At 40.7% G+C, this 20,663-nt stretch carries 17 protein-coding genes; 9 read left to right on the forward strand and 8 right to left on the reverse strand.

What is annotated here, in order from left to right; all coding sequences use genetic code 11:
• The first annotated feature begins 349 nt into the window (after positions 1–349).
• The gene (locus ACFG4S_RS14155; protein ID WP_392535394.1) at positions 350–1,147 is read left to right on the forward strand and encodes a sulfite exporter TauE/SafE family protein; all 798 of its coding nucleotides are present in this window, start codon (positions 350–352) and stop codon (positions 1,145–1,147) included.
• A 63-nt stretch (positions 1,148–1,210) separates the two neighbouring features.
• Here ACFG4S_RS14155 and ACFG4S_RS14160 read toward each other — a convergent pair whose 3' ends face one another.
• Complete coding sequence (locus ACFG4S_RS14160) at positions 1,211–1,873, reverse strand: cadmium resistance transporter (RefSeq protein WP_392535395.1); 663 nt, start codon at positions 1,871–1,873, stop codon at positions 1,211–1,213.
• A gap of 42 nt (positions 1,874–1,915) precedes the next feature.
• On the opposite strand from ACFG4S_RS14160, the gene ACFG4S_RS14165 reads away from it, so the two are divergent.
• Positions 1,916–2,623 carry a cadmium resistance transporter gene (locus ACFG4S_RS14165; protein ID WP_392535396.1) on the forward strand — a complete coding sequence of 236 codons (708 nt, stop codon included), beginning with the start codon at positions 1,916–1,918 and terminating at the stop codon, positions 2,621–2,623.
• Between the two features lie 373 nt (positions 2,624–2,996).
• Positions 2,997–4,058, forward strand: coding sequence for a hypothetical protein (locus ACFG4S_RS14170; RefSeq protein WP_392535397.1), 1,062 nt, complete (start codon positions 2,997–2,999; stop codon positions 4,056–4,058).
• A gap of 213 nt (positions 4,059–4,271) precedes the next feature.
• On the opposite strand, the gene cysK is transcribed toward ACFG4S_RS14170, so the two are convergent.
• The gene (gene cysK / locus ACFG4S_RS14175) at positions 4,272–5,234 is read right to left on the reverse strand and encodes a cysteine synthase A (RefSeq protein WP_392535398.1); all 963 of its coding nucleotides are present in this window, start codon (positions 5,232–5,234) and stop codon (positions 4,272–4,274) included.
• An 18-nt stretch (positions 5,235–5,252) separates the two neighbouring features.
• Positions 5,253–5,723 (reverse strand): RrF2 family transcriptional regulator, encoded by a 471-nt coding sequence (locus tag ACFG4S_RS14180; protein WP_392535399.1) that lies wholly within the window; start codon positions 5,721–5,723, stop codon positions 5,253–5,255.
• A 215-nt stretch (positions 5,724–5,938) separates the two neighbouring features.
• Here ACFG4S_RS14180 and cysE point away from each other — a divergent pair, with 215 nt between their 5' ends.
• Positions 5,939–6,667 (forward strand): serine O-acetyltransferase, encoded by a 729-nt coding sequence (cysE, locus tag ACFG4S_RS14185; protein ID WP_392535400.1) that lies wholly within the window; start codon positions 5,939–5,941, stop codon positions 6,665–6,667.
• Between the two features lie 280 nt (positions 6,668–6,947).
• Positions 6,948–7,538, forward strand: coding sequence for a Crp/Fnr family transcriptional regulator (locus ACFG4S_RS14190; protein WP_392535401.1), 591 nt, complete (start codon positions 6,948–6,950; stop codon positions 7,536–7,538).
• Between the two features lie 40 nt (positions 7,539–7,578).
• Here ACFG4S_RS14190 and ACFG4S_RS14195 read toward each other — a convergent pair whose 3' ends face one another.
• Positions 7,579–8,223 (reverse strand): NIL domain-containing protein, encoded by a 645-nt coding sequence (locus ACFG4S_RS14195; protein ID WP_392535402.1) that lies wholly within the window; start codon positions 8,221–8,223, stop codon positions 7,579–7,581.
• Positions 8,224–8,644: 421 nt separating this feature from the next.
• On the opposite strand from ACFG4S_RS14195, the gene ACFG4S_RS14200 reads away from it, so the two are divergent.
• From ACFG4S_RS14200 to ACFG4S_RS14210, 3 genes are read left to right on the forward strand one after another with little or no spacing between them, the layout of a single operon-like run.
• Positions 8,645–9,994 (forward strand): hypothetical protein, encoded by a 1,350-nt coding sequence (locus ACFG4S_RS14200; protein WP_392535403.1) that lies wholly within the window; start codon positions 8,645–8,647, stop codon positions 9,992–9,994.
• Positions 9,995–10,032: 38 nt separating this feature from the next.
• Positions 10,033–11,343: an IS701 family transposase gene (locus tag ACFG4S_RS14205; protein WP_392530234.1), complete on the forward strand. Its 1,311-nt coding sequence runs from the start codon at positions 10,033–10,035 to the stop codon at positions 11,341–11,343.
• 32 nt (positions 11,344–11,375) lie between these two features.
• A complete protein-coding gene (locus tag ACFG4S_RS14210; protein WP_392535404.1) occupies positions 11,376–12,545 on the forward strand; it encodes a hypothetical protein in 1,170 nt (389 codons plus the stop codon).
• A gap of 101 nt (positions 12,546–12,646) precedes the next feature.
• Here ACFG4S_RS14210 and ACFG4S_RS14215 read toward each other — a convergent pair whose 3' ends face one another.
• On the reverse strand, positions 12,647–14,146 hold the full coding sequence (locus ACFG4S_RS14215) for an IS5 family transposase (RefSeq protein ID WP_392530881.1): 1,500 nt from the start codon (positions 14,144–14,146) through the stop codon (positions 12,647–12,649).
• 555 nt (positions 14,147–14,701) lie between these two features.
• Positions 14,702–17,869: a GAF domain-containing protein gene (locus ACFG4S_RS14220; RefSeq protein WP_392535405.1), complete on the reverse strand. Its 3,168-nt coding sequence runs from the start codon at positions 17,867–17,869 to the stop codon at positions 14,702–14,704.
• Positions 17,870–18,505: 636 nt separating this feature from the next.
• On the opposite strand from ACFG4S_RS14220, the gene ACFG4S_RS14225 reads away from it, so the two are divergent.
• Entirely contained in the window at positions 18,506–18,727 is a 222-nt protein-coding gene (locus tag ACFG4S_RS14225; protein WP_392535406.1) for a hypothetical protein, read from the forward strand.
• 280 nt (positions 18,728–19,007) lie between these two features.
• Here ACFG4S_RS14225 and ACFG4S_RS14230 read toward each other — a convergent pair whose 3' ends face one another.
• Positions 19,008–19,760 (reverse strand): response regulator transcription factor, encoded by a 753-nt coding sequence (locus ACFG4S_RS14230; RefSeq protein WP_392535407.1) that lies wholly within the window; start codon positions 19,758–19,760, stop codon positions 19,008–19,010.
• Positions 19,761–20,354: 594 nt separating this feature from the next.
• Entirely contained in the window at positions 20,355–20,621 is a 267-nt protein-coding gene (locus ACFG4S_RS14235) for an NIL domain-containing protein (RefSeq protein WP_392535408.1), read from the reverse strand.
• Positions 20,622–20,663 lie beyond the last annotated feature (42 nt).

Genomic DNA, 20,663 nt, shown 5'->3' on the forward strand with positions numbered 1-20,663 from the left:
TTAGGTGTATCACGACAGTTGCTTAAGAGTCAAGCATAGTTCAGTGTAGAGCATTCCCCACTTCCCTCCTCAGATTATCGAGCCAGATACAAAGCTAATACAGTAGACGTTTAATCATTCTTACGAGTAAAATACGGTAATGTAGTCGGATTACCGGATTTTACGTGTAAAACCGCAAAAAAATTAGTCAGGAGTAGTAATTCACCAATCAATCACAGTGAACAGTTATCAAAGATTTGTTTGGGGATTTAAACCCTAACCTACGCTGCTCACTTATAGAAGTGGAGGACTCAACAGGACTCTGATAATGCCGATACTTGATAACTGATTGTTGAAATTCCCCAAGAGTATGGACTATTTATTACTACCAATCTTAAGCTTCTTCGTTGGCATCATCGTTGGTTTAACAGGAATTGGGGGAGCCTCTCTTATCACTCCAATGTTGATTTTTATCTTTCAGGTTCCACCTTCTATCGCGGTGAGTTCTGATGTTGTAGCTGCCACATTGATGAAGATTGTCGGTAGCGTCAAGCATTGGGAACAGAAAACCATTGACACAGAAGTTGTTAAATGGTTGGCATTCGGAAGTGTTTCTGGCTCATTCTTCGGGGTGGCAATTTTACACTTCATTAGAGGTACGGCTGAGTATAACTTGGATAACATATTGCTGCGTTTGCTTGGGGTAATGATTCTCCTAGTTACAGTCTTGGCATTAATACAATTATTGCTATTGACTTTTTTCCCCAAGTTGAATTTACCAGAACTACCAAAATTAGACTTGGAAACTAACTTTGGTCGTTTCCAAACAATCGTGTTGGGAGCAATTTTAGGTTGTTTGGTTGGTCTAACAAGCGTTTCCTCTGGTTCAATGTTTGCCCTAGTAATGATTGGATTTTTCCGTCTTGATGCACGTAAATTAGTGGGTACAGACATTTCACACGCAGCGATTTTATTACTGTTTACCTCCCTTGGACACCTCAGCTTGGGAACAGTTGATTGGAGTCTGGTAATACCTATATGGTTAGGCTCTGTTCCAGGAGTTTTATTAGGTGCTAAAGTCTGCCAAGTAGCTCCACAAAGACCACTACGGTTTATTATTTACGCAATCTTGATGATGGTAAGTTGGAAATTAGTCCATCAAGTGTAATCAATTTTAGATCTTAGATGGGGATTTTGATGGTTTAATCCAAAATCCAAAATCCAAAATTGATTAGCCTCTCAGCCACGGTAATAGTCTGAATGTACCTCGTTCATAGATAATAAAGAGACCCAAGCCAATTAATACAAAAGGTACTATGGCGTTACCGTAGCGACTTAAAATATTTGCAATGGTAGGTTGACGGCTTAATAAATAAGCGATCGCACACCAGACTCCTACCATAACAAAAAATATACCCAGAATTACTCCCAGGCTACTAAGGTCATGACCAGCGAATAAGGGGATATATATACTAATATTGTCACCACCATTGGCGATCGTTACTGCTGCCACTTTATAAGTTTGCGGGTGCAAAATACTCAAAATAAAAGACAATACAGGGTTAGTAGGTGTAGATTGCTCAAAATCACTGCTTACTGTCTGAACTGTTGTAGCTTCTTCTTTTCTAAATATTAATTGCTGAATACCAATTGCTACTGGTAGCAGTCCCAACAATCCTATCCATTGTCGATTTATAACCAAACCACCAAAAAATCCTGGTAAGCTAGCGATGATAATAGCTGTAAAACCGAGATACTGACCGAGTAAGATATGCCGCCGCCGAAAATTAACATCTATCTGTGAGAAAAATATTAACAGAATAATGATGTCATCAATATTGGTGGCTGTGAAGGCAATTATTCCTTCTGTCAAAGCTGTTGCAAGCTTACTCATGCTGAATGGTCATAACACACGATTTCCTAGAATACCAAATTAATGTCCTGGCACAACTATGTTACTTCAATTAGTACAGGGGCAATTGCATTTATTGCCACTAACATTGATGATATTGTTCTTCTGTTGTTGTTTTTTTCTCAAATAAATCCTACTTTTCGCTCCCGGCATATAGTTGCAGGCCAGTTTTTAGGTTTTACAGTTTTGCTAATCCTGAGTCTTCCTGGTTTATTCGGTGGGTTAGTTTTATCAAAAAGCTGGATTGGATTACTTGGTTTGTTGCCAATTGCCATTGGTATCAGCAGTTTAGTGAATCGAGAAGAAGATTCATTAGACGAAGTTTCACAAGAAACAGAACAATCTGAAGGATCAATAATTACTAATTTACTATCTCCTCAAACTTACAGCGTTGCAGCCGTTACAGTTGCCAACGGTAGCGATAATATTAGTGTCTACGTGCCCTTATTTGCCAGCACTAATTTTGATGATTTTCTGCTAACTATAGGAATATTTTTTATCTTGTTAGCAGTTTGGTGCTACGCAGCATACAAATTAACTAACAACAGAGTCATAGCTGATGTATTAAGTCGCTATGGCAATAATATAGTGCCTTTTGTACTTATAGGATTAGGCGCCTTTATTGTGTTAAAGAGTGAAGCTTTGAGCTTAATAAAGCTAGCTGCAAGTTGTTTTTGTTTAATGATTTTGGTAAAAAATAATGAAAGTACCGATGAAGTTGAGGAAAATTGAACTGGGTGAAAAAGCTATGTAATAGTTTAGATTTTTGGGACTTAAACATTTTCGAGGCAGAAATAAGCCTCAAATTCATACAGGTAAAGGAAATACACCAAATGCTCAAAAATACCTCAAACCCAGATATATTGACAAAGCGAGCAAAATGATGTCAAAGTCTCCCTGTATATAGATTAGAAGCTTTTTTGTCTAAATCCCGCTAAGTAATGAGCACGAACACCCTAACTCTAACTGCTTATACTTTTATTTTTTTGTGAATTTTTCTCATGGAAAATGGGAAAGATAAAGGTAAATATTCAATAAATATTAATCTCAAATTTTGAGTATTTACAGTTCAATTTTAATATTAATTATGTACTGTGTAAAAGCAATGTATGAAATTGATATTCATACAAATAAAGTAAGAATAGTCTGTGCTGATGAAAGATATTTAAATTATTATTCGTACACATTTAAAGGATTGTGCTGCATAGAATGTAAGGGAGAAGTTTTCTTGAGAGATGGCTATGAAAAAAGAAGACATTTTGCTCATTATCCTGCTGTTACTCCTAGTGAACAAAAATGTTCGTTAAGAATAGCAGGTCATGCCAATAAATGGAGTAGCTTAACATCAGAAGGCAAAAGTCAAAGAAGAGCATTATTTCAAGAATACTTTTTAAATATGATTAAAAGTACAGATATAAATTTTGATAATAATATCCAGATGGTTCAAGATAGAGTATCGTCAGATTTTTTAAATCTTTTCATAAGAAATTCCTGCAATTATTTTTATAACAACAAAAATAATTTAATTGAAGAATGTTCTTCTATCGAAGAGCGTGAAGATAGCAAGGACTCCATCTGGAAAAAAATAATTACGGCTGAGGCAATAGATTACTTATCTATTGATTCTAGTAAATTTATACTAGAAACACTGATTAATTACAGCATTTATAAGTATTGCAACACTGTAGCTTGGAACTGGGATTATTGGCTTAATAATAGTAAACCAAATGATATTTTTTACCCCCTTAAAGAAATTCTTATTAATACTAATTGGTCATATACCTTATATTCCGCCCATAAGAATAGTATCCCAAAAAAGCCAAAACTTGAAATACATAATGATCCTCTACAATATTTTGTTAATCAGAAAAGTTCTCACCAGTTTAATTTTAGTTATATACCTGTTACATTAAAATTAACAGGTTCTCTTATCAATTTACAATTAAATAGAAGAGATTCAAAAAGAAGATTAACTACGATTGCAAAAATCACAGGTTGCAGTGTTCAAAATGATGTATTAATTATTATGTATACTCTCTTAGATGACACAGATTTTATTAATAGAAATAACCTTCGTAGTAAATGTTCTGAAATTTGTAAAAATATAGAAGATTTTTTAATATCTGCACTGAAAACAGATTTAAAACCTGTATTTTTTCTGAATTAGTCACAATCCTTTTTAAAATTGGTATTAAATTTTGTGAAAAGTCTAAGGTAAGTAAGTCTTAGCTTAGACTTTGGATATTTTGGATTAGGATAAAATCTCAAATTCAAAATCAATCTTAAATTCAAAATCTAAATAACTGATTTTTAGAAAGATGATTCATCTGCCAGGAGAATCTCAAATCTCAAATCCAAAATCTCAAATTGCTTTACGGAATTAAACTTTACTCAACCACTCATTTTCCTCTGGATCTTTAAACAGTGAGGTACTGAGGTAACGTTCACCGAAGCTAGGCTGTATCATAACGATGAGCCGACCTGCATTTTCTGGACGTTGTGCGACTTGAATAGCCGCATACAAAGCAGCGCCAGTAGAAATGCCAGATAACAATCCTTCTTCTTTTGCTAGGCGTCGGCTGTAGGCGATCGCCTGATCGTCTGCTACCTGAATTACTTCATCTACCAGCTCTGAACGATATATTGCTGGGATAAATCCCGCGCCGATACCTTGAATTTTGTGAGGTCCCGATTTCCCACCTGTTAATACTGGGCTGCTGCTTGGTTCAACGGCGATCGCTTGAAAACTCGGCTTGCGCTCCTTGATGACTTGTGATACTCCCGTAATCGTCCCGCCAGTACCCACTCCAGCGATGAGAATATCCACTTGTCCATCGGTATCATCCCAAATTTCTTCGGCGGTGGTTCGGGCGTGAACTTCGGGGTTAGCAGGGTTGCGAAATTGCTGCAACATATAAGCATTGGGCGTTTGAGCGACAAGTTCCTCTGCATGGGCGATCGCCCCTCGCATCCCTTCCACACCTGGAGTTAACTCTAGTTGAGCGCCATAAGCTTTGAGCATAGATCGTCTTTCGTGGCTCATTGTGTCAGGCATCGTTAGAATAAGATGGTAACCTTTTGCGGCTGCTACCATCGCCAACGCAATTCCTGTATTCCCAGAGGTTGGCTCTACTAAAATCGTTTTTCCAGGGTGAATCAAGCCTGATTTTTCTGCCGCTTCCACCATACTTGCCCCAATCCGGTCTTTCACTGAAGACGCTGGATTCATGCTTTCTAGCTTCACCACAATTTGAGCAACTGCTCCCGAAGCTTGGGGAATCTTGTTTAACTGAACTAAAGGAGTCCGTCCGATTAACTCTGTAATATCTTTTGCTATCCGCATATAAGTACCCCTCCGTGACTAAATGTAATACATCGGACTTTGCTGTGCGCGAGTTTCCCTTTCCTGGCACAAGTCTTGAAGTGTATAGCGACCCAAAACTTCAATTGCAGCAGCATTGGCTTGCTCCCAGATTTCATAAACCAGAGTTCTTTCTAGAGTGGGAGGCTCAGAACTCTCTTTCTCTTTCCGCTCACCTTCGACCAAAGTGACAATTTCCAGCAGGGTTATCTGCCAAGGTTCACGAACTAAAACGAAACCTCCTTTAGAGCCGCGCTGACTTTGCACGACACCAGCACGCCGGAGGTTAGTCAAAATCTGTTCCAGATAGCGCTCAGGTATGGGTTGCTTCGTGACGATCTCACTCATGGTCAAGGGAACTTTTTTCCCGTGGTGGCTTGCCAGTTCTAAAAGTGCCAGCAGCGCGTATTCCACTTTGGAAGACAGATCCAGGAGAGCGTAGTTTTGGCTATTCAAGACTGTACTCAACATACTACGGTGAATTGAAAGATTTATCGCAGTTTATGCGAAATTAATTTTTTCCACGTATTGGATGTGATAGCATCCCATTTACTAACAATAAAGTCTATAAACCTATCGACTTACCGTAGATTATCCTACATAATTCCCAACAATAAGTCATTGTTTGCAGAAATTATCTGCATAGCTGGTTTGGGAGCCTCACCTACTAATAATGTGAACCGAGTATGCTAGTAAATGATTTGCGAACTATTTTTGAGCGTGACCCAGCAGCCCGTAACTGGCTGGAAGTATTGTTTTGTTACCCTGGATTCCAAGCGTTAATTTTTCATCGGTTGGCGCACTGGCTGCATAAATTGGGTATCCCCTTTATACCTCGCTTGATCTCTCATATTAGTAGGTTTTTAACTGGAATTGAAATCCATCCTGGGGCATTAATTGGCGAGGGAGTGTTTATTGACCACGGTATGGGAGTAGTGATTGGGGAGACAGCGATTGTCGGTGACTATGCCCTGATTTATCAAGGTGTTACCCTTGGTGGTACTGGCAAAGAAATCGGTAAGCGCCATCCAACTTTAGGCAGCCATGTAGTTGTGGGAGCCGGTGCCAAGGTATTAGGAAATATTCAAATTGGCGATCGCGTCCGCATTGGAGCCGGTTCAGTAGTGTTGCGAGATGTACCCAGCAACACAACTGTAGTCGGGATTCCAGGGCGTGTGACTCGTCAGAACAACTTATCTACCAATGTTTTGGATCATGATAAAGTGCGGGACGTGGAAGCTGAAGTCATCCGCGCTTTATTTGAACGAGTCAAAGCTCTAGAAAAACATTTAGAGCAGTTACAAGATGAATCAAGTTTGTTCCCAACTGAGCTTGGCGACAAACCAGCCGACAACTCTAAGTGCAATAATTCTGATGGAATGATTGAAGATTTTCTTGATGGTGCCGGAATTTAGGCATTGGGCATGGGGGTGGGGCGTTAGGAGTGCTGAGTTAAGAGTTAAGAGTTTTGTTTATCTCGTTGTTCCATTGTCTCCCTTGTCTCCCTTGTCTCCTTGTCTCCTTGTCTCCTTGTCTCCTTGTCTCCTTGTCTCCCTTGTCTCCCATGTCTCCCTTGTCTCCCATGTCTCCCATGTCTCCTTGTCCCCTCTTTTTATTAATTTCAATATCCATAGGCTTTTATAACCTGGTATATATATACTACGGTTAGTGTATCCAAAAGCAGTACTATAGGTTATGGTTTCTTTATACGCAAATTTGACCAATCTACCAAGTAATAATACTAAGCAAGTTTTTGCACGTCGCTCATTTCTACCAGAGTATCCGAATGGTCTTTGGAAAATTGAAACGGGTTTTGTCAGAACTTTTACTTACCTGGAAGATGGTACAACTGTCGCTCTGGGATTGTGGGGTCCTGGAGATATCGTTGGTAAAGCTTTGTCAAAATTAGAACCTTATCAGATGGAATGCTTAACTAAAGTAGGGGCGACAGTCCTACCTTTAGAGGAGTGGACTCAACTAACAGAAACTCTACTTAGCCATATCCAACAGGCTCAAGAATTGATGGTGATTCGTAGCCATAAAAAAGTTGATACCATGCTCATTAAGCTCTTGGCATGGTTATCTAAAAAGTTTGGTTCGGAAGTGGAGAAAGGGCGTTTAATAGATATGCGTCTGACTCATGAAGACTTGGCGGAAATGCTGGGTTCAACTCGTGTAACCATCACTCGTGTTCTTGGACAGTTTGAGCAAGAGGGTTTGATCGATCGTCTTTCCTTGCATCGAATCGTGGTGCGAGAAGAGGAAATTTGGTACTACGAAATTTAGATTATTTCAGGATTCAGAATTCTGACTCCTGAAATATTCCCTAGCGATCGCCATAAACGCTAGAAAAATCCAACCAAATTGGTAGCCCTAGTTTTTCTAAATAACTGAGGCTAGAGTAAAGTTGCTTTGTTGTACCCCATAAATCCAAATCAAACCAGCCATCATCTTGGGTATCGGGTTGAAGTCTGGCACTGGTGATATTGACTGTTAGTCCATAACGAGAAACTAACTTGGAAATTATTGGTTCCTCATAATAAGATTTTAAGACGCACAGTTGCAAGCGCAATCGATTAGTTTGACCAAGAGAAATCCATTGCTGAAATTGTTCTTGCCATTGATCTGTCAACGATGTAGAGTCTCGATGACTGAGTTTGCTAGCTGATTGTGGGAAAGCTAAAGAGTTTTGGCTGGGTTGAATGTGGTTAGCGATCGCCAATTCCACTAAATTCACTCCCAATCCTTGCAAGTAAGATAGGCTATTTGTCAGTTTTTGGGGATTTCCCGAAAGTTCTAAATCAAACCAGCCATCGCTGTCGCTGTCGGATGTCAAGGATGCAGCTTTGATATTGACGGTTAAACCATAACGAGATACCAGCCGGGAAATTACAGGTTGTCTATGATACCTCTGAGGCACGAGAATTCGACTCTGGACTGAAGCGGGTTTTGCAGATTTACTCTGAGACATCAGATTAATTCCCAATAGCGATACCTACGGTGGGCTGCGCCTACGTAATCCTTAAATTCCCTAGAAAATCTGACTGATGCTACACCCTTAGTTAACTGTGCCTGCTTAGATGTCAGCCTTAGAGAGATTTTCATCTTTTCGGCTCTTATTAAACTACGGTAAATCTATCGTTTTAATGTATTTACTGTTATGTAAAGGAGATTCTCATAAAGTCCACAAAAAAACAATGGGTAAATTCACGTAAAATATGCTCAATTTATGTAAAGTAATTTGACCCGAAATATATTGACAATTTACTATATCTGTGGTCTGGTTTTGAAACTCTGGTCTTGCAGGCAAAGTCTCGTGCGATCGAGACTAAGAGTTGCCTGATACCAAATATGAGCCACTCCCTGAATAACAACAAACACAGGAGAAAATCATGGCTAATTCAACATTTAATCTTTCAGATCTCAATGGCAGTAATGGCTTTACTGTTAATGGAATTACTGTAGCGGATCGTTCTGGCTCCTCTGTCAACAATGCTGGGGATGTCAACGGCGACGGGTTCGACGACCTAATTATTGGGGCGCCCGGTGCCGACCCCAACGGCCAATCTTCTGGGCAAAGCTACGTGGTATTTGGCAGCAGCACAGGCTTTAGCTCTAGCTTCGACCTGTCTACCCTCAACGGCACTAACGGCTTCGCTATCAACGGCATTGCGGCAGATGACAGTTCTGGCTTCTCGAGTGGTGCTGGAGATGTTAACGGTGATGGCTTCGACGATCTAATTATCGGAGCCAGCAGCGCCGACCCCAACGGTTCCCAATCAGGCCAAAGCTACGTGGTATTCGGCAAAAGCATAGGTTTTAGTTCCAGCCTTAACCTCTCCAGCCTCAATGGTACTAACGGCTTCGCCATCAATGGTATCGCGGGAGGTGACTTATCAGGCTTGTCTGTCAGCAGTGCTGGAGATATCAACAACGATGGCTTCGACGATGTGATTATTGGGGCAATTGGTGCCAATGACTTTTCTGGGCAGAGCTATGTAGTGTTTGGCAAAAGCACAGGGTTTAGCCCCAGCCTTAACCTCTCTACCCTTAACGGCACTAACGGCTTTGTTATCAACGGCATCCAACTGGGTGACCTATCGGGCGGCTCTGTCAGCGATGCCGGAGATATCAACGGTGACGGTATCGACGACCTGATTATCGGGGCGACCAATGCTCCTGACGGCTCTTCTGGGCAGAGCTACGTGGTATTTGGCAAAACCACAGGCTTTAGTGCCAGCCTTAACCTCTCTACCCTCAACGGTGCTAACGGCTTTGCGATCGACGGCATTGAAGCGGGTGACTTCTCAGGCTCCCCTGTTAGCAGTGCCGGAGATGTTAACGGTGACGGTATCGACGACCTGATTATTGGGGCAATAAATTTTCAGACTAACAATGGTGGTACAGTCTCGGCTTCTGGGCAAAGCTACGTGGTATTTGGCAAAAGCACAGGCTTTAGTGCCAGCCTTAACCTCTCAGACCTCAACGGTACTAACGGCTTCACCATCAACGGCATCGAAGCGGATGACTTGACAAATTTCTCTGTCAGCGGTGCTGGAGATGTCAATGGTGACGGCTTCGACGACCTGATTATCGGGGTCCCCAGTGCCGACCCCAACGGTATCAGCTCAGGGCAGAGCTACGTGATGTTTGGCAAGGGCACAGGCTTTAGTCCTAGCATCAACCTCTCGGATCTCAACGGCACTAACGGCTTTAGCCCTCTTGTGTCACTATCGCGGTAGTATAATAATGTACAAAACCTAGAACGAAGACACAGAGCATGGTAGAGCCTCGTTCACCCATTAAAACCGTGAAGTTTGTGGATGAATATTGCTTGTGGTATAAAAACCTGTTTTCAGATGTTAGGAATTTTGAAGCTTTCAAATATCTACATATAGGATGTATTTCTGATTTAAAACGGAAAAGTCTACCTGAAATAGCGAAAATTGTTGGACTAGATAACTATCAAGGACTACACCATTTCTTAACTACATCATCATGGTCAGTAGAACAGTTAAGAGCTTTGCGATTGAAATTAATTTTAGAGGTATTAAAAGGTAGACCAATCATTTTAATTATTGATGAAACAGGAGATAAAAAGAAAGGTAACACTACAGACTATGTGAAACGGCAGTATATAGGCAATCTAGGAAAAGTAGAGAATGGAGTTGTGGCAGTCACCGCGTATGGTGTGTTCTGTGGGATGACTTTTCCACTACTGTTTGAAGTATACAAGCCAAGAGAAAAATTAAAGCCAGGAGATAAATATCTGACTAAGCCTCAAATTGGGGCAATGCTAATCAGAAAGCTACAGTTAATGGGGTTCAAATTCAACTTGGTACTGGCTGATAGTTTATATGGAGAGAGTGGGACGAATTTCATATCAGTGCTAGATGAACTTGATTTAAATTATTTAGTGGCGATTCGCTCAAACCATTCTGTAGACTTACTTAAAGGGCAGTACACTCAATACTTAAAGTGGCAAAGGTTTAAAAGGGTGTTCTCTGACTTAAGCAGTGAGAATCGGTTTATTCGAGAAATAATTCACGGCAAACGTGGAGAACATAAGTATTGGCAAATTACTACAGACACGGATAACTTACCTGGAAACTCTACCTGGTATGTGATGAGCAAATATCCCGACATCACACCTAGAGAGGTTGGGAATTTTTATGGGTTAAGAACATGGGTAGAATATGGTTTAAAACAAAGTAAGAATGAATTAGGTTGGGCTGATTATCGTTTTACTCGCTATGAAGATATTGAACGCTGGTGGGAGATTGTTTGTAGTGCCTACCTTATGGTTAGTCTTCATTCAGAATCTCTGCGTCCTTCTCCTCCAGATTCTCAATCAGCATTCGCTTCTCACCCCTGGTGGGATAATGGTAAAGGTTGGAAGAATATTCTCAACAATCTGCGTTTAGTTATTCAACCTTTCGTTTTATTTAACCTCATATATCCCTGGTTAACAGTTTTTCCCATTCCTCAGCTTTCTTTGGGTTTTTCTCAACTTCAATCCATTGTTTATAGGCTAACTTATCCAATTTTCACCTTCCTGGCTCACCCTGAATTCTATTTTTCCTCTGCCTAAAGTGACACAACAGGGTTAGCATCAACGGTATTGTGCCATTTGACAGTTCAGGTAACTCTGTCAGTCGTGCTGGAGATGTCAACAACGACGGCTTCGATGACCTGATTATCGGGGCATTTTCAGCCAGTCCTAACGGTTCCCAATCTGGGCAAAGCTACGTGCTGTTTGGCGGGAAGAATATCGGCATCAGTTCTAACCCCACAGGAACTTCTGGTGCAGATACTCTTGCAGGCACAATTGGCAACAACATCATCGATGGCAAAGCTGGTAATGATATCCTCACAGGCAATGGCGGACAAGATAGATTTATTATCCGCCGAGGCGATGGCAATGACACTATTACCGATTTTGGTGGTGTAGGTAAAGGCACAAACCCATCACAGGCGGTAATTGCCAATGTTGACACACTGCAATTTATTGGGGCTGGTTTGACTGCTCAAAATCTGCTGTTAACTCAAAATGGCAGCAACTTAGAAGTGACCTTTGAAAATGTGTCTAACACCAAAGTCACTTTGAAAAACTTTCAGTTAGAAAAGTTAGATAATCTGAAAGCTTCTGGAGCAAGACCGGCCGTTGGTAATATCCTATTTAATGGGCAAACTAGTATCATCGACAGTTTTAATGTCCTTGATGCCAACTCTACTGATACGACCATAGGCATCAAGAACACGGTAACTTTCCTCAATGACCTCAATAACAACATTACAGGTTTAGACAACTCTGCTGATGTGGTCAATGGTCAGGGGGGTAATGACAAAATCAACGGCAAGAGTGGCAATGATTTACTCCGGGGTGGAACTGGTAATGATACTCTCATTGGTGGTGCAGGCAATGATACTCTGGTTGGTGGTGCGGGTGCTGACAGATTCCTTTACAATACCAATGCTGTCTTTGCCAGTTCTGCTGTTGGTCAAGATACGATCGCTGATTTCAAACACTCCCAAGGTGACAAGATTATCCTAGATAAAACTACCTTTAAGGCGATCGCTTCTACTCCCGGAACAGGTTTCAGTAAAGCCAGTGATTTTAAAGTCACTACTTTAGGCGGAGCCAGCACAGCGAAAATTGTCTACGACGCTGTGAATGGGCAGTTGTTCTACAACCAAAATGGTAGTGCCGCTGGTTTTGGTAGTGGTGGTCTATTTGCTACTCTTAGCGGTGCGCCCACTCTCACAGCTACAGACTTCATCATTCAAGCGTAAGTAGGTCGGCGTAATTAGGGGTTGCTGAAAAAGTATGAAAAAGCAATTCTTTTGGGTTGACTAGTTATTCAAGCAAAATGAAAGATAAGCTTTTGTTGTCTCTAATTCAGAAAATAATAACTTTCAGTTATAGGAAACTGCAAAAAAGGTGCAGTTTTCAAAAATAGACATAAAAAAGCATAAAACACGCGCGACAGGTGAGTAGAAAGATTCATCACTAAAAAAGTAATAGCAATTGCAGTTTCAGAAGTATGGGAAAGTTTCGCCATCACTCGATTGAGGCTAAACCTTCTTTTAGCTTGCCCAAATTTTCCTTCAATACAATTACGAATTTTCTCAGATTCTAAATCTTGTTTCTTTTTTTCTTTACTAAGATTAGCAGGTGGTCTTCCCAAAGGAGGGCCACTGATGATAATACCTCTTTCTTTGCACCAAGCTCTATTCTCTCTTGTGCGATAAATTTTATCTACATGAACCGATTCTGGATAATAGCCAGTATAATTTTTATATGCTTCTACTTGTGCTTTTAAGTCTCCTGATTCATTAAAATTATCCCAACTAATATGGTCTAAAAATACATATCCATCAAAATAACTAGCTGATAATTTTGCCCCAAATTCCACGGCTTTCCCAGCTTTTCCACGGACAATTGGACGGATATGTGGTTGGCTTAAACTAACGATTCGGTCATCAATACTCTGTTTTTTATTTTCATACAACCATAGTTGTTGACGATAAACTTCTACAACTACAAGCAACATTTTATATTGTCTAGTACTTAGTTTTTCTAGAGTTGCTCCTGTTCTGATTAGCTGGTCAATATGAGATAAGTTTCTTTTGATATATTGAAGCTGCTTTTTAATCGCTTTTTTCCTATCTTTTTGGGATACACGACGCTTTTTAGCGACTTCTAAGTAGTCAATTCTTGCTATTTCCCGATAAGTCCTTGGTTTTTTCTCTAATGTACCTTTTATCTGTTCATAAAGAAGGTCTATTATTTGTTCTGTCTGTTTTCTTGCTTGGTTCAATAGCTCGAAATCTGTTGGATAGCTGATGTCTGCTGGCGCACAAGTCGCATCTAATATTAATTCTCCCCGATTTTTTGGCGTGTTATCTTCTTTTTCTAATTCTTCTTTTTTTTTTTGAGTTGATTCAGTTGATTCAATTGATTCAGTTGCTAAAGTCGAAGATGTTGTCTCTAGTATCCTCTTAACAGTTTCTTGATTTACTTTGTTTACTAATTCTGCACTAATTCTTTCACGAAAATGGACTAGCATCGATGCATTAAATGGAGCTTCATTAATATAGGATGACATCCCTATGAAGTACTGTAGATAAGGGTTTTCCTTGATTTGTTCTACTGTCTCTCTATCACTTATTCCTAGTTTTTCTTTGATTATTAATGCCCCTAATGCCATCCGAAATGACTTTGCTGGCGCTCCCATCTCTACAGAGAACCCGGATGAATATTCCTCTTCAAATTCTGCCCAGGGTATTAAATTCGCCAGAATAATCCAACGATTATCTGATGACAACTTGCCTGAAAACGGAAATTCAAAGTTCTCTGGTGAGATTGGATTTTGCCCCTGTTTTCGGTACATGGTTACAAACAGCACACTTGTGTACTGCTGGTCGCGGTTATGCAAGGATTTTGGGCTATTTTACCCTCAAGTCTTGCACCTGAATATACTTCTTTGGTCAGATAATCTATATCCTGTGAGCTTCTCTTTCTTTTTCAGCAACCCCTAATTAAAGCTAACTGGCAAGGGCTGTCCTTGGTCATTGGTAAGGGTTTTAAGCCTGTTTACGTTTCGTAACATAATTTGATTTATTCCCGAAGACTTACTTAGTTGGTTCATTATGGAAAGGATTTGTGAGGGCGTGCAGCTAGTTGTGCGCCTCCACAGTTGCTACAAACCTTACTAAGCTGTTACGCATTTAACTTCTACATTTACCTGATGACGGTTGACCGTTGACTGATGACGGATAACTCTCAACCGTCAACCGTCAACCGTCAACGATTATAAAAAGTGTTTATATAATTTAGACGCATATCAGCTTAATCACTTGCTTTAGTACTGATGACTGAAAACCCGTCAACAGTCAACAGTCAACAGTCAACCTGAAATCTCATCCCTTTTAGGGGTGGGATCAGCTTAACAAGTTGTCATCTGACGAATTGGCAACTCAACCACAAACTCTGTACCTTTGTAAGGTTCAGATTGGCAGTAGATCTTGCCCTTGTGTTTATCTGTGACAATTTGGTAGCTGATAGAAAGCCCTAGTCCTGTACCTTTACCAACAACTTTAGTGGTAAAAAATGGATCGAACAATCGAGAGAGCAATTTTTCATCAATGCCAAGTCCGTTGTCTGCAATGCGAATGGCAATCCACTCTTTATTGAGCAGCGAGGTAGAAATTCGGATGACGGAGGGGTTTGCTGCCATTGCTTCGGGAGTAGATTGGGCATTTCGCTCTTCTAAGGCATCAATGGCATTGGAGAGCAAATTCATAAATACCTGATTCAACTGACCGGGATAACATTCTATTAGAGGTAAGGCATCATAGTCTTTAATTACATGAATGGCGGGGTTATCGGCTGAGGGCTTTAAGCGGTTTTGCAAAATCATTAATGTACTGTCGATGCCTTCGTGAATATTTGCTGGCTTGAAGTCAGCTTCATCTAAACGCGAGAAGTTCCGCAAAGAAGTAACAATTTCCCGAATGCGATCGGTGCCAACTTGCATAGACTGAAATAATTTAGGTAAGTCGTCAAATAAAAATTCTATTTCGGCTTTCTTGAAAAACTCTTGTAGCTCTGGTTCGGCATTGGGATGATAATGCTGATAAAGTTGCACACAGCGAAGCAAATCTTGGGTGTATTGGTGAGCGTGTTCTAAGTTGCCGTGGATGAAATTAATCGGATTATTAATTTCGTGAGCAACCCCCGCCACCAATTGCCCCAAACTCGCCATTTTTTCAGCGTGGATCATTTGCATTTGGGCAGTACGTAGCTCATTGAGTGCCTGGGCGAGTTGATTGGCTTCTTCACGGGTTTGACCGAGCAAACTGGATTGTTGGAACAAGTTGGCTTGACGTAGGGCTACACTGAGTTGAGCTGCTACCTGGGTGACAAATTCCAATTCAGCTTCTTCCCAATGGCGTGGATGGGTGCATTGGTGAATGCACAATAATCCCCACAAATTGTCACCTTCCATCAGCGGCACGACAATTTGTGCTTTGACTTGGAATCGCTCAATCACATCAAGATGAGGTACTTTGGAGCCAATGCTGTTGACATCAGAAATTACTTGGACTTGCCCTTGGCGATATTGCGGTGCATATTGGTCACCGAAGCAATAGTCTTGTACTTTGACGGTTAGGGCAGAACCGAACTTGGGTAGTACATCTTCAGCGATAAATTCACCACTGCAAAAACTGACATCAGGATCAAAGCGGAAGATGCCGACTCGATCTACTTTGAGCGATCGCCGCATTTCATGTACTGTGGTTTTAAAGATCGTCTCCAAATCCAATGATTCCCGAATTTGGACGACCAAATCAAATAAAATCCGGCGCTGTTCTGCGGATTGGTGCAGTTCATCAGCACGAGTTTGGATTTGAGTCATCATTTGAGAACTTTGCATCGCCACTCCTAGTTGGCTAGCAACTTGTCCCAAAAATTCCACTTCCACACTATCCCATTGACGCGGTGCAGAATGTTGATAGGCAGCCAGCAGTCCCCACAGTTGTCGTCCGACAAAAATTGGCGTTAACGCATAGGCGCGAATCTTAAACTGCTCCAAAATATCCAGGTGACAGCGTGAGTGTCCAGCTTTATAGATGTCGTCTACAGCAGAATTTTCGTTGTTGCGGTAGCGTCCACCTTTGGTTTCTTGCAGGTGGGTATCTTCCCAAACGAGATTTTTGCCAAATGGATTGATGCTATTCCACTGTGACTCAACCATGCCGAATTGACTGACAAATTCGCCACTCCAGTCTTCATTGAAGCGATAAACGCCCACCCGCTCAACTCGCAATAGTTTACAGACTTCTTGGCAAGTGGTATTGAGGATTAAATCAATATTTAGAGAGGAGCGAATTTTCCCCACTACTTCAGTTAGTGCCCGTTGTCTGGCAATGGCACCTTGTAAAGCAAATGCCTGTTGTTTAGAATGACCTAAATTCTCGGCCTGCTGAATGGCAACTCCCAATTGTGCGCCCACCTGTCCGAGAAACTCAACTTCATAATTTGCCCATTGGCGGACTCCTGAGTGTTGATATGCGGCTATCAGTCCCCAGAGTTTTGGACCGATGAAAATGGGAGCGATCGCATACGCTCGAATCTTGAATTGCTCTAGAATGTCAATGTGGCAGCGCGAGTGACCGACTTGATGAATGTCATTGACAGCCAAACTTTCATTATGGCGGTAGCGTCCGCCTTTGGTTTCTTGAAGGTGGGTATCTTCCCAAACGAGATTTTTGCCAAATGGATGAATTCTATCCCACTGTGGCTCTACCATGCCGAATTGGCTGACAAATTCGCCGCTCCAGTCTTCATTAAAACGATAAACCGCTGCACGTTCGAGCTTCAGTAGTTTGCAGAGTTCCTGACAGGCGGTGTCGAGAATAATTTCGGTGTTTACAGAAGAGCGAATATTTCCCACCACTTCCGTTAACGCACGTTGTCGCGCAATTGCATCTTGCAATTCTGCTGTGCGTTGTTTGCTTTGTTCTAAAATTTCTGCCTGTTGCATAGCCACGCCGAGATGGCTGGCAGCTTGGGCTAAGAATTCGATTTCGTGAGGATACCATTGCCGAGGCTCTGAGTGTTGATAGCCTGCAAGCATTCCCCAGAGTTTAGCACCAATGAAGATCGGGGCGATCGCATAAGCCCGAATTTGAAACTGTTCTAATACCTCAATATGACAACGAGCGTGTCCGGCATCGTAAATGTCAGCCACACCAAATGGCTCATTTTTCCGATATCGCCCTCCCTGAGTTTCTTGCAAATGGGAATCTTCCCACACCAAGTCCTGTCCAAAAGCGTTGAGTGTATCCCAGCGTGGTTCTGCAAAGCCAAAACGATTGATAAAACTACCACTCCAATCAGCGTTAAAGCGGTAAATTGCAACTCGCTCAATCTTCAATTGCCGACAAATATCTTGAGAAGAAGTCGAACACAGAGATTCTAAGTTTACAGATGCCCGAATTTTCGCTAGAATTCTCGCCAATATTTTTTGGTACTGAACCGATAGCTGTAGCTGTTTGTGACACTCTTCCACGTCTTGAAGGTTTGACGTTTTGTAATCATGTGTTGTCATAGAGTACAGGGAAAATGAAATACCTACTTTCAGTGTTCCCTGTTTATTTTTGCGATTATCAGTGGAAACAAAAACTGAGTTAGGACTTAGCTACCATTCGCTCAACTGCTTGCATCTCTACGCGATTGGGTAGAATGGATGGGGTGAGAAAGTTGGATTTGGAAATGCCTAATCACGAAACTTACTTGCCTAATTTGCTCTTAAGTTTGGCATAATTTTTGCTTGATTGACTGAAAACTTAATTATGCCTCGTTTCGGAAAATCCTTAAGTTTTTGAGTTTACCTATTATTTCTGAGGAAATTTGATGTCAAAAATACAAAACTCAGTGACACTAATGGCACTAAAAAAAGCGTAAATCCTTAATATTCCTGGCTTTGAGGTGTTGGGTCTTACGTGTGGAGAATAAAAAAGATGTTGTTCTGTTCGACGCACTAAAATTCAATTTTCTTAAACAGTACACCCTGCCAAGGGTTCACACGGGTCTTTGTGCCATTCCTCAGTGATACCATTATTGGCGGTAATCAAGATAAGCAATTATTTGGCAATGGCAGCAATGACGGCAATGACATAATTATGTATTAACTACCGCCGCTATTGGCAATCTTATAAATAACTTGAGCAAAATTAAATTAACCATGTTTCATACTTCAGAGCATATCCAAGCTGGAGATAAAGTTTTGATTTTACATCCTGCCTACGTAGTTGGAAAAGTTGGAGTAGTTTGTGGTTGGGAAACACCAAAACAAAACCAATCTAACAAGCGCTGGCTAATTCAAATAACTTCAGACCACGAAAATATTTTGGTATCGCTTGTTGCTAATGAATTTCTGGGGATTAGTCCAGAACTTTATTCTTAGCAGTAATTCTTCAATATCATTCCGATCCACAAGTATAAGCTGTTACGCATTTAATTTGTACATTTACCTGATGACTGATGACTGTTAACCATTAATTGTCAACAGTCAACAACCATTAAGAGTGTTTATATACTTTAGACGCGCATCAGCTTATTCTTTTCTCAATCTCAAGTTTTTACCAAGGTAAAGATTACTTTTTGAGAAAGAAAATTACTTGACCATGAAGAATTTTAGTACTAATCCTCCAGACGATCTTTAGTACAATTTATTGCTAATCTTTTTAGCCAAATCGATAACCAAAACCTCTTACTGTCACAATATATTCTGGACAGCTTGGGTCTAGTTCTAACTTTTCACGCAACCATCGGATGTGAACATCTACTGTTTTACTATCTCCGACAAAATCTTCTCCCCAAATCTTATCTAGTATCTGTTGTCGCGTCCATACCCGCTGTGTATAACTCATAAACATTTCTAGTAGACGGAACTCCTTCGGAGATAGATTCACCTCTTGGCCACGAACTAGCACACGGCACTCTTGAGCATTAAAACTGATATCCTTGTACTCTAATCGTGATGTTTGTGGCGAAACCGCAAACCGTTGGCGACGTAGTAATGCTCGACAACGAGCTATTAGCTCCCGCATCCCAAACGGTTTTGTTAAGTAATCATCTGCTCCTACTTCTAAACCTAATACACAATCAGTTTCACTATCTTTAGCACTCAGCATCAAAATCGGTACTAAAATTCCTTCCTTACGTACTAAACGGCAAATCTCTTGCCCATTTAGCTCCGGCAACATTAAGCCTAGAATCACTAAGTCAAAACCAGATTCTCCTGAGTTGGTTTGAAGTGAAGTCAAATATTCTATAGTAGAGCGCCCATTCATAGATGTGATTACTTCATAGCCTTCTTCCGATAATGCTACATCTAGCATTCTCCGATTTAGCTCTTCATTCTCTGCCACTAAAACACGATACCTTCGACCATTTTTGATTTCAGCAAAATAATTGGTAGATTCTTTGATATACATTGAGTCTCCAAAGTTTAGTATGTGCTTGTATTTAGATGAATATTCAGAAAGCTATCTCTTTGAAGAAAAACAAATGTTTTTTTGACAACCATCATAGACTATCGGCTGTAAACAGCTTTCATCGGCTTGTGAAAAACAGACCCAGACAGATGAAATATATGTCTTTGGATAGTTTCATTCAAGAATCTCTCTAATGTAACTATCTTTAGATACTTGACAAAAACTAAAGTCTTACTTCTTTTTTTGCGATATTAATTTAATTTTTCTTCTTCTAACCTCTAAATGCTGGATACTGACGGTATTTACATCATTTAAGTAGCTAGGCACAATTAAACTAAACTACGCAAACTTATGTAAAGCGCCACAATTCCATCAAATATAGGCTTTTAAGCGATTTACATGTCTTAATTTAGTTGTCTTTTTTAGCGCTCACTTACTTAGATGACAACTGAAGCCTTAAATCTAGATCCCTTCGAGGAAGCCTTAAAAAGGATTTCCAACTAAAAAAATATTCCATCGTTGTGTATGCAGAGGAGGCAGAGGACGCAGAGGAGAAAGAATCTGCCACTATGAAAATATGTGTTTTAGCTTAGTTTACCAATCGCTTGCTTTGGCATCATCCCAGACTTCTAATTCCAAGTCGTGGAGATAAGTTAGTCCACTTTGAATTTGTGCATCTGTTCCTTGTAATTTCAGGTCAAACCAACCATCACCGACAGCATTGGCTCCCAGAATTGCTGCGGTGATATTCACAGTCAGACCGTAATCAGACACCAGACGAGAAATCACAGGTTCCTGGTGATAATCTTTAGGAATTCTGAGTCTAATCCGTTTATTGGTGAGTGTATTGTCACTAGCCATGATTTTCACTAGCCATAGAGGGGAAGGGGCAGAGGGGCGAAG

Source organism: Nostoc sp. C117 (genome assembly GCF_043099735.1).
Taxonomy (GTDB): Bacteria; Cyanobacteriota; Cyanobacteriia; order Cyanobacteriales; family Nostocaceae; genus Nostoc.

What these genes read in the sequence shown, in the direction of transcription:
- ACFG4S_RS14155 (WP_392535394.1), top strand. Translation starts at nt 350, where the DNA reads ATGGACTATTTATTACTACCAATCTTAAGCTTCTTCGTTGGCATCATC.
- ACFG4S_RS14160 (WP_392535395.1), bottom strand. Translation starts at nt 1,873, where the DNA reads ATGAGTAAGCTTGCAACAGCTTTGACAGAAGGAATAATTGCCTTCACA.
- ACFG4S_RS14165 (WP_392535396.1), top strand. Translation starts at nt 1,916, where the DNA reads ATGTCCTGGCACAACTATGTTACTTCAATTAGTACAGGGGCAATTGCA.
- ACFG4S_RS14170 (WP_392535397.1), top strand. Translation starts at nt 2,997, where the DNA reads ATGTATGAAATTGATATTCATACAAATAAAGTAAGAATAGTCTGTGCT.
- cysK (WP_392535398.1), bottom strand. Translation starts at nt 5,234, where the DNA reads ATGCGGATAGCAAAAGATATTACAGAGTTAATCGGACGGACTCCTTTA.
- ACFG4S_RS14180 (WP_392535399.1), bottom strand. Translation starts at nt 5,723, where the DNA reads ATGTTGAGTACAGTCTTGAATAGCCAAAACTACGCTCTCCTGGATCTG.
- cysE (WP_392535400.1), top strand. Translation starts at nt 5,939, where the DNA reads ATGCTAGTAAATGATTTGCGAACTATTTTTGAGCGTGACCCAGCAGCC.
- ACFG4S_RS14190 (WP_392535401.1), top strand. Translation starts at nt 6,948, where the DNA reads ATGGTTTCTTTATACGCAAATTTGACCAATCTACCAAGTAATAATACT.
- ACFG4S_RS14195 (WP_392535402.1), bottom strand. Translation starts at nt 8,223, where the DNA reads ATGTCTCAGAGTAAATCTGCAAAACCCGCTTCAGTCCAGAGTCGAATT.
- ACFG4S_RS14200 (WP_392535403.1), top strand. Translation starts at nt 8,645, where the DNA reads ATGGCTAATTCAACATTTAATCTTTCAGATCTCAATGGCAGTAATGGC.
- ACFG4S_RS14205 (WP_392530234.1), top strand. Translation starts at nt 10,033, where the DNA reads ATGGTAGAGCCTCGTTCACCCATTAAAACCGTGAAGTTTGTGGATGAA.
- ACFG4S_RS14215 (WP_392530881.1), bottom strand. Translation starts at nt 14,146, where the DNA reads ATGTACCGAAAACAGGGGCAAAATCCAATCTCACCAGAGAACTTTGAA.
- ACFG4S_RS14220 (WP_392535405.1), bottom strand. Translation starts at nt 17,869, where the DNA reads ATGACAACACATGATTACAAAACGTCAAACCTTCAAGACGTGGAAGAG.
- ACFG4S_RS14225 (WP_392535406.1), top strand. Translation starts at nt 18,506, where the DNA reads ATGTTTCATACTTCAGAGCATATCCAAGCTGGAGATAAAGTTTTGATT.
- ACFG4S_RS14230 (WP_392535407.1), bottom strand. Translation starts at nt 19,760, where the DNA reads ATGTATATCAAAGAATCTACCAATTATTTTGCTGAAATCAAAAATGGT.
- ACFG4S_RS14235 (WP_392535408.1), bottom strand. Translation starts at nt 20,621, where the DNA reads ATGGCTAGTGACAATACACTCACCAATAAACGGATTAGACTCAGAATT.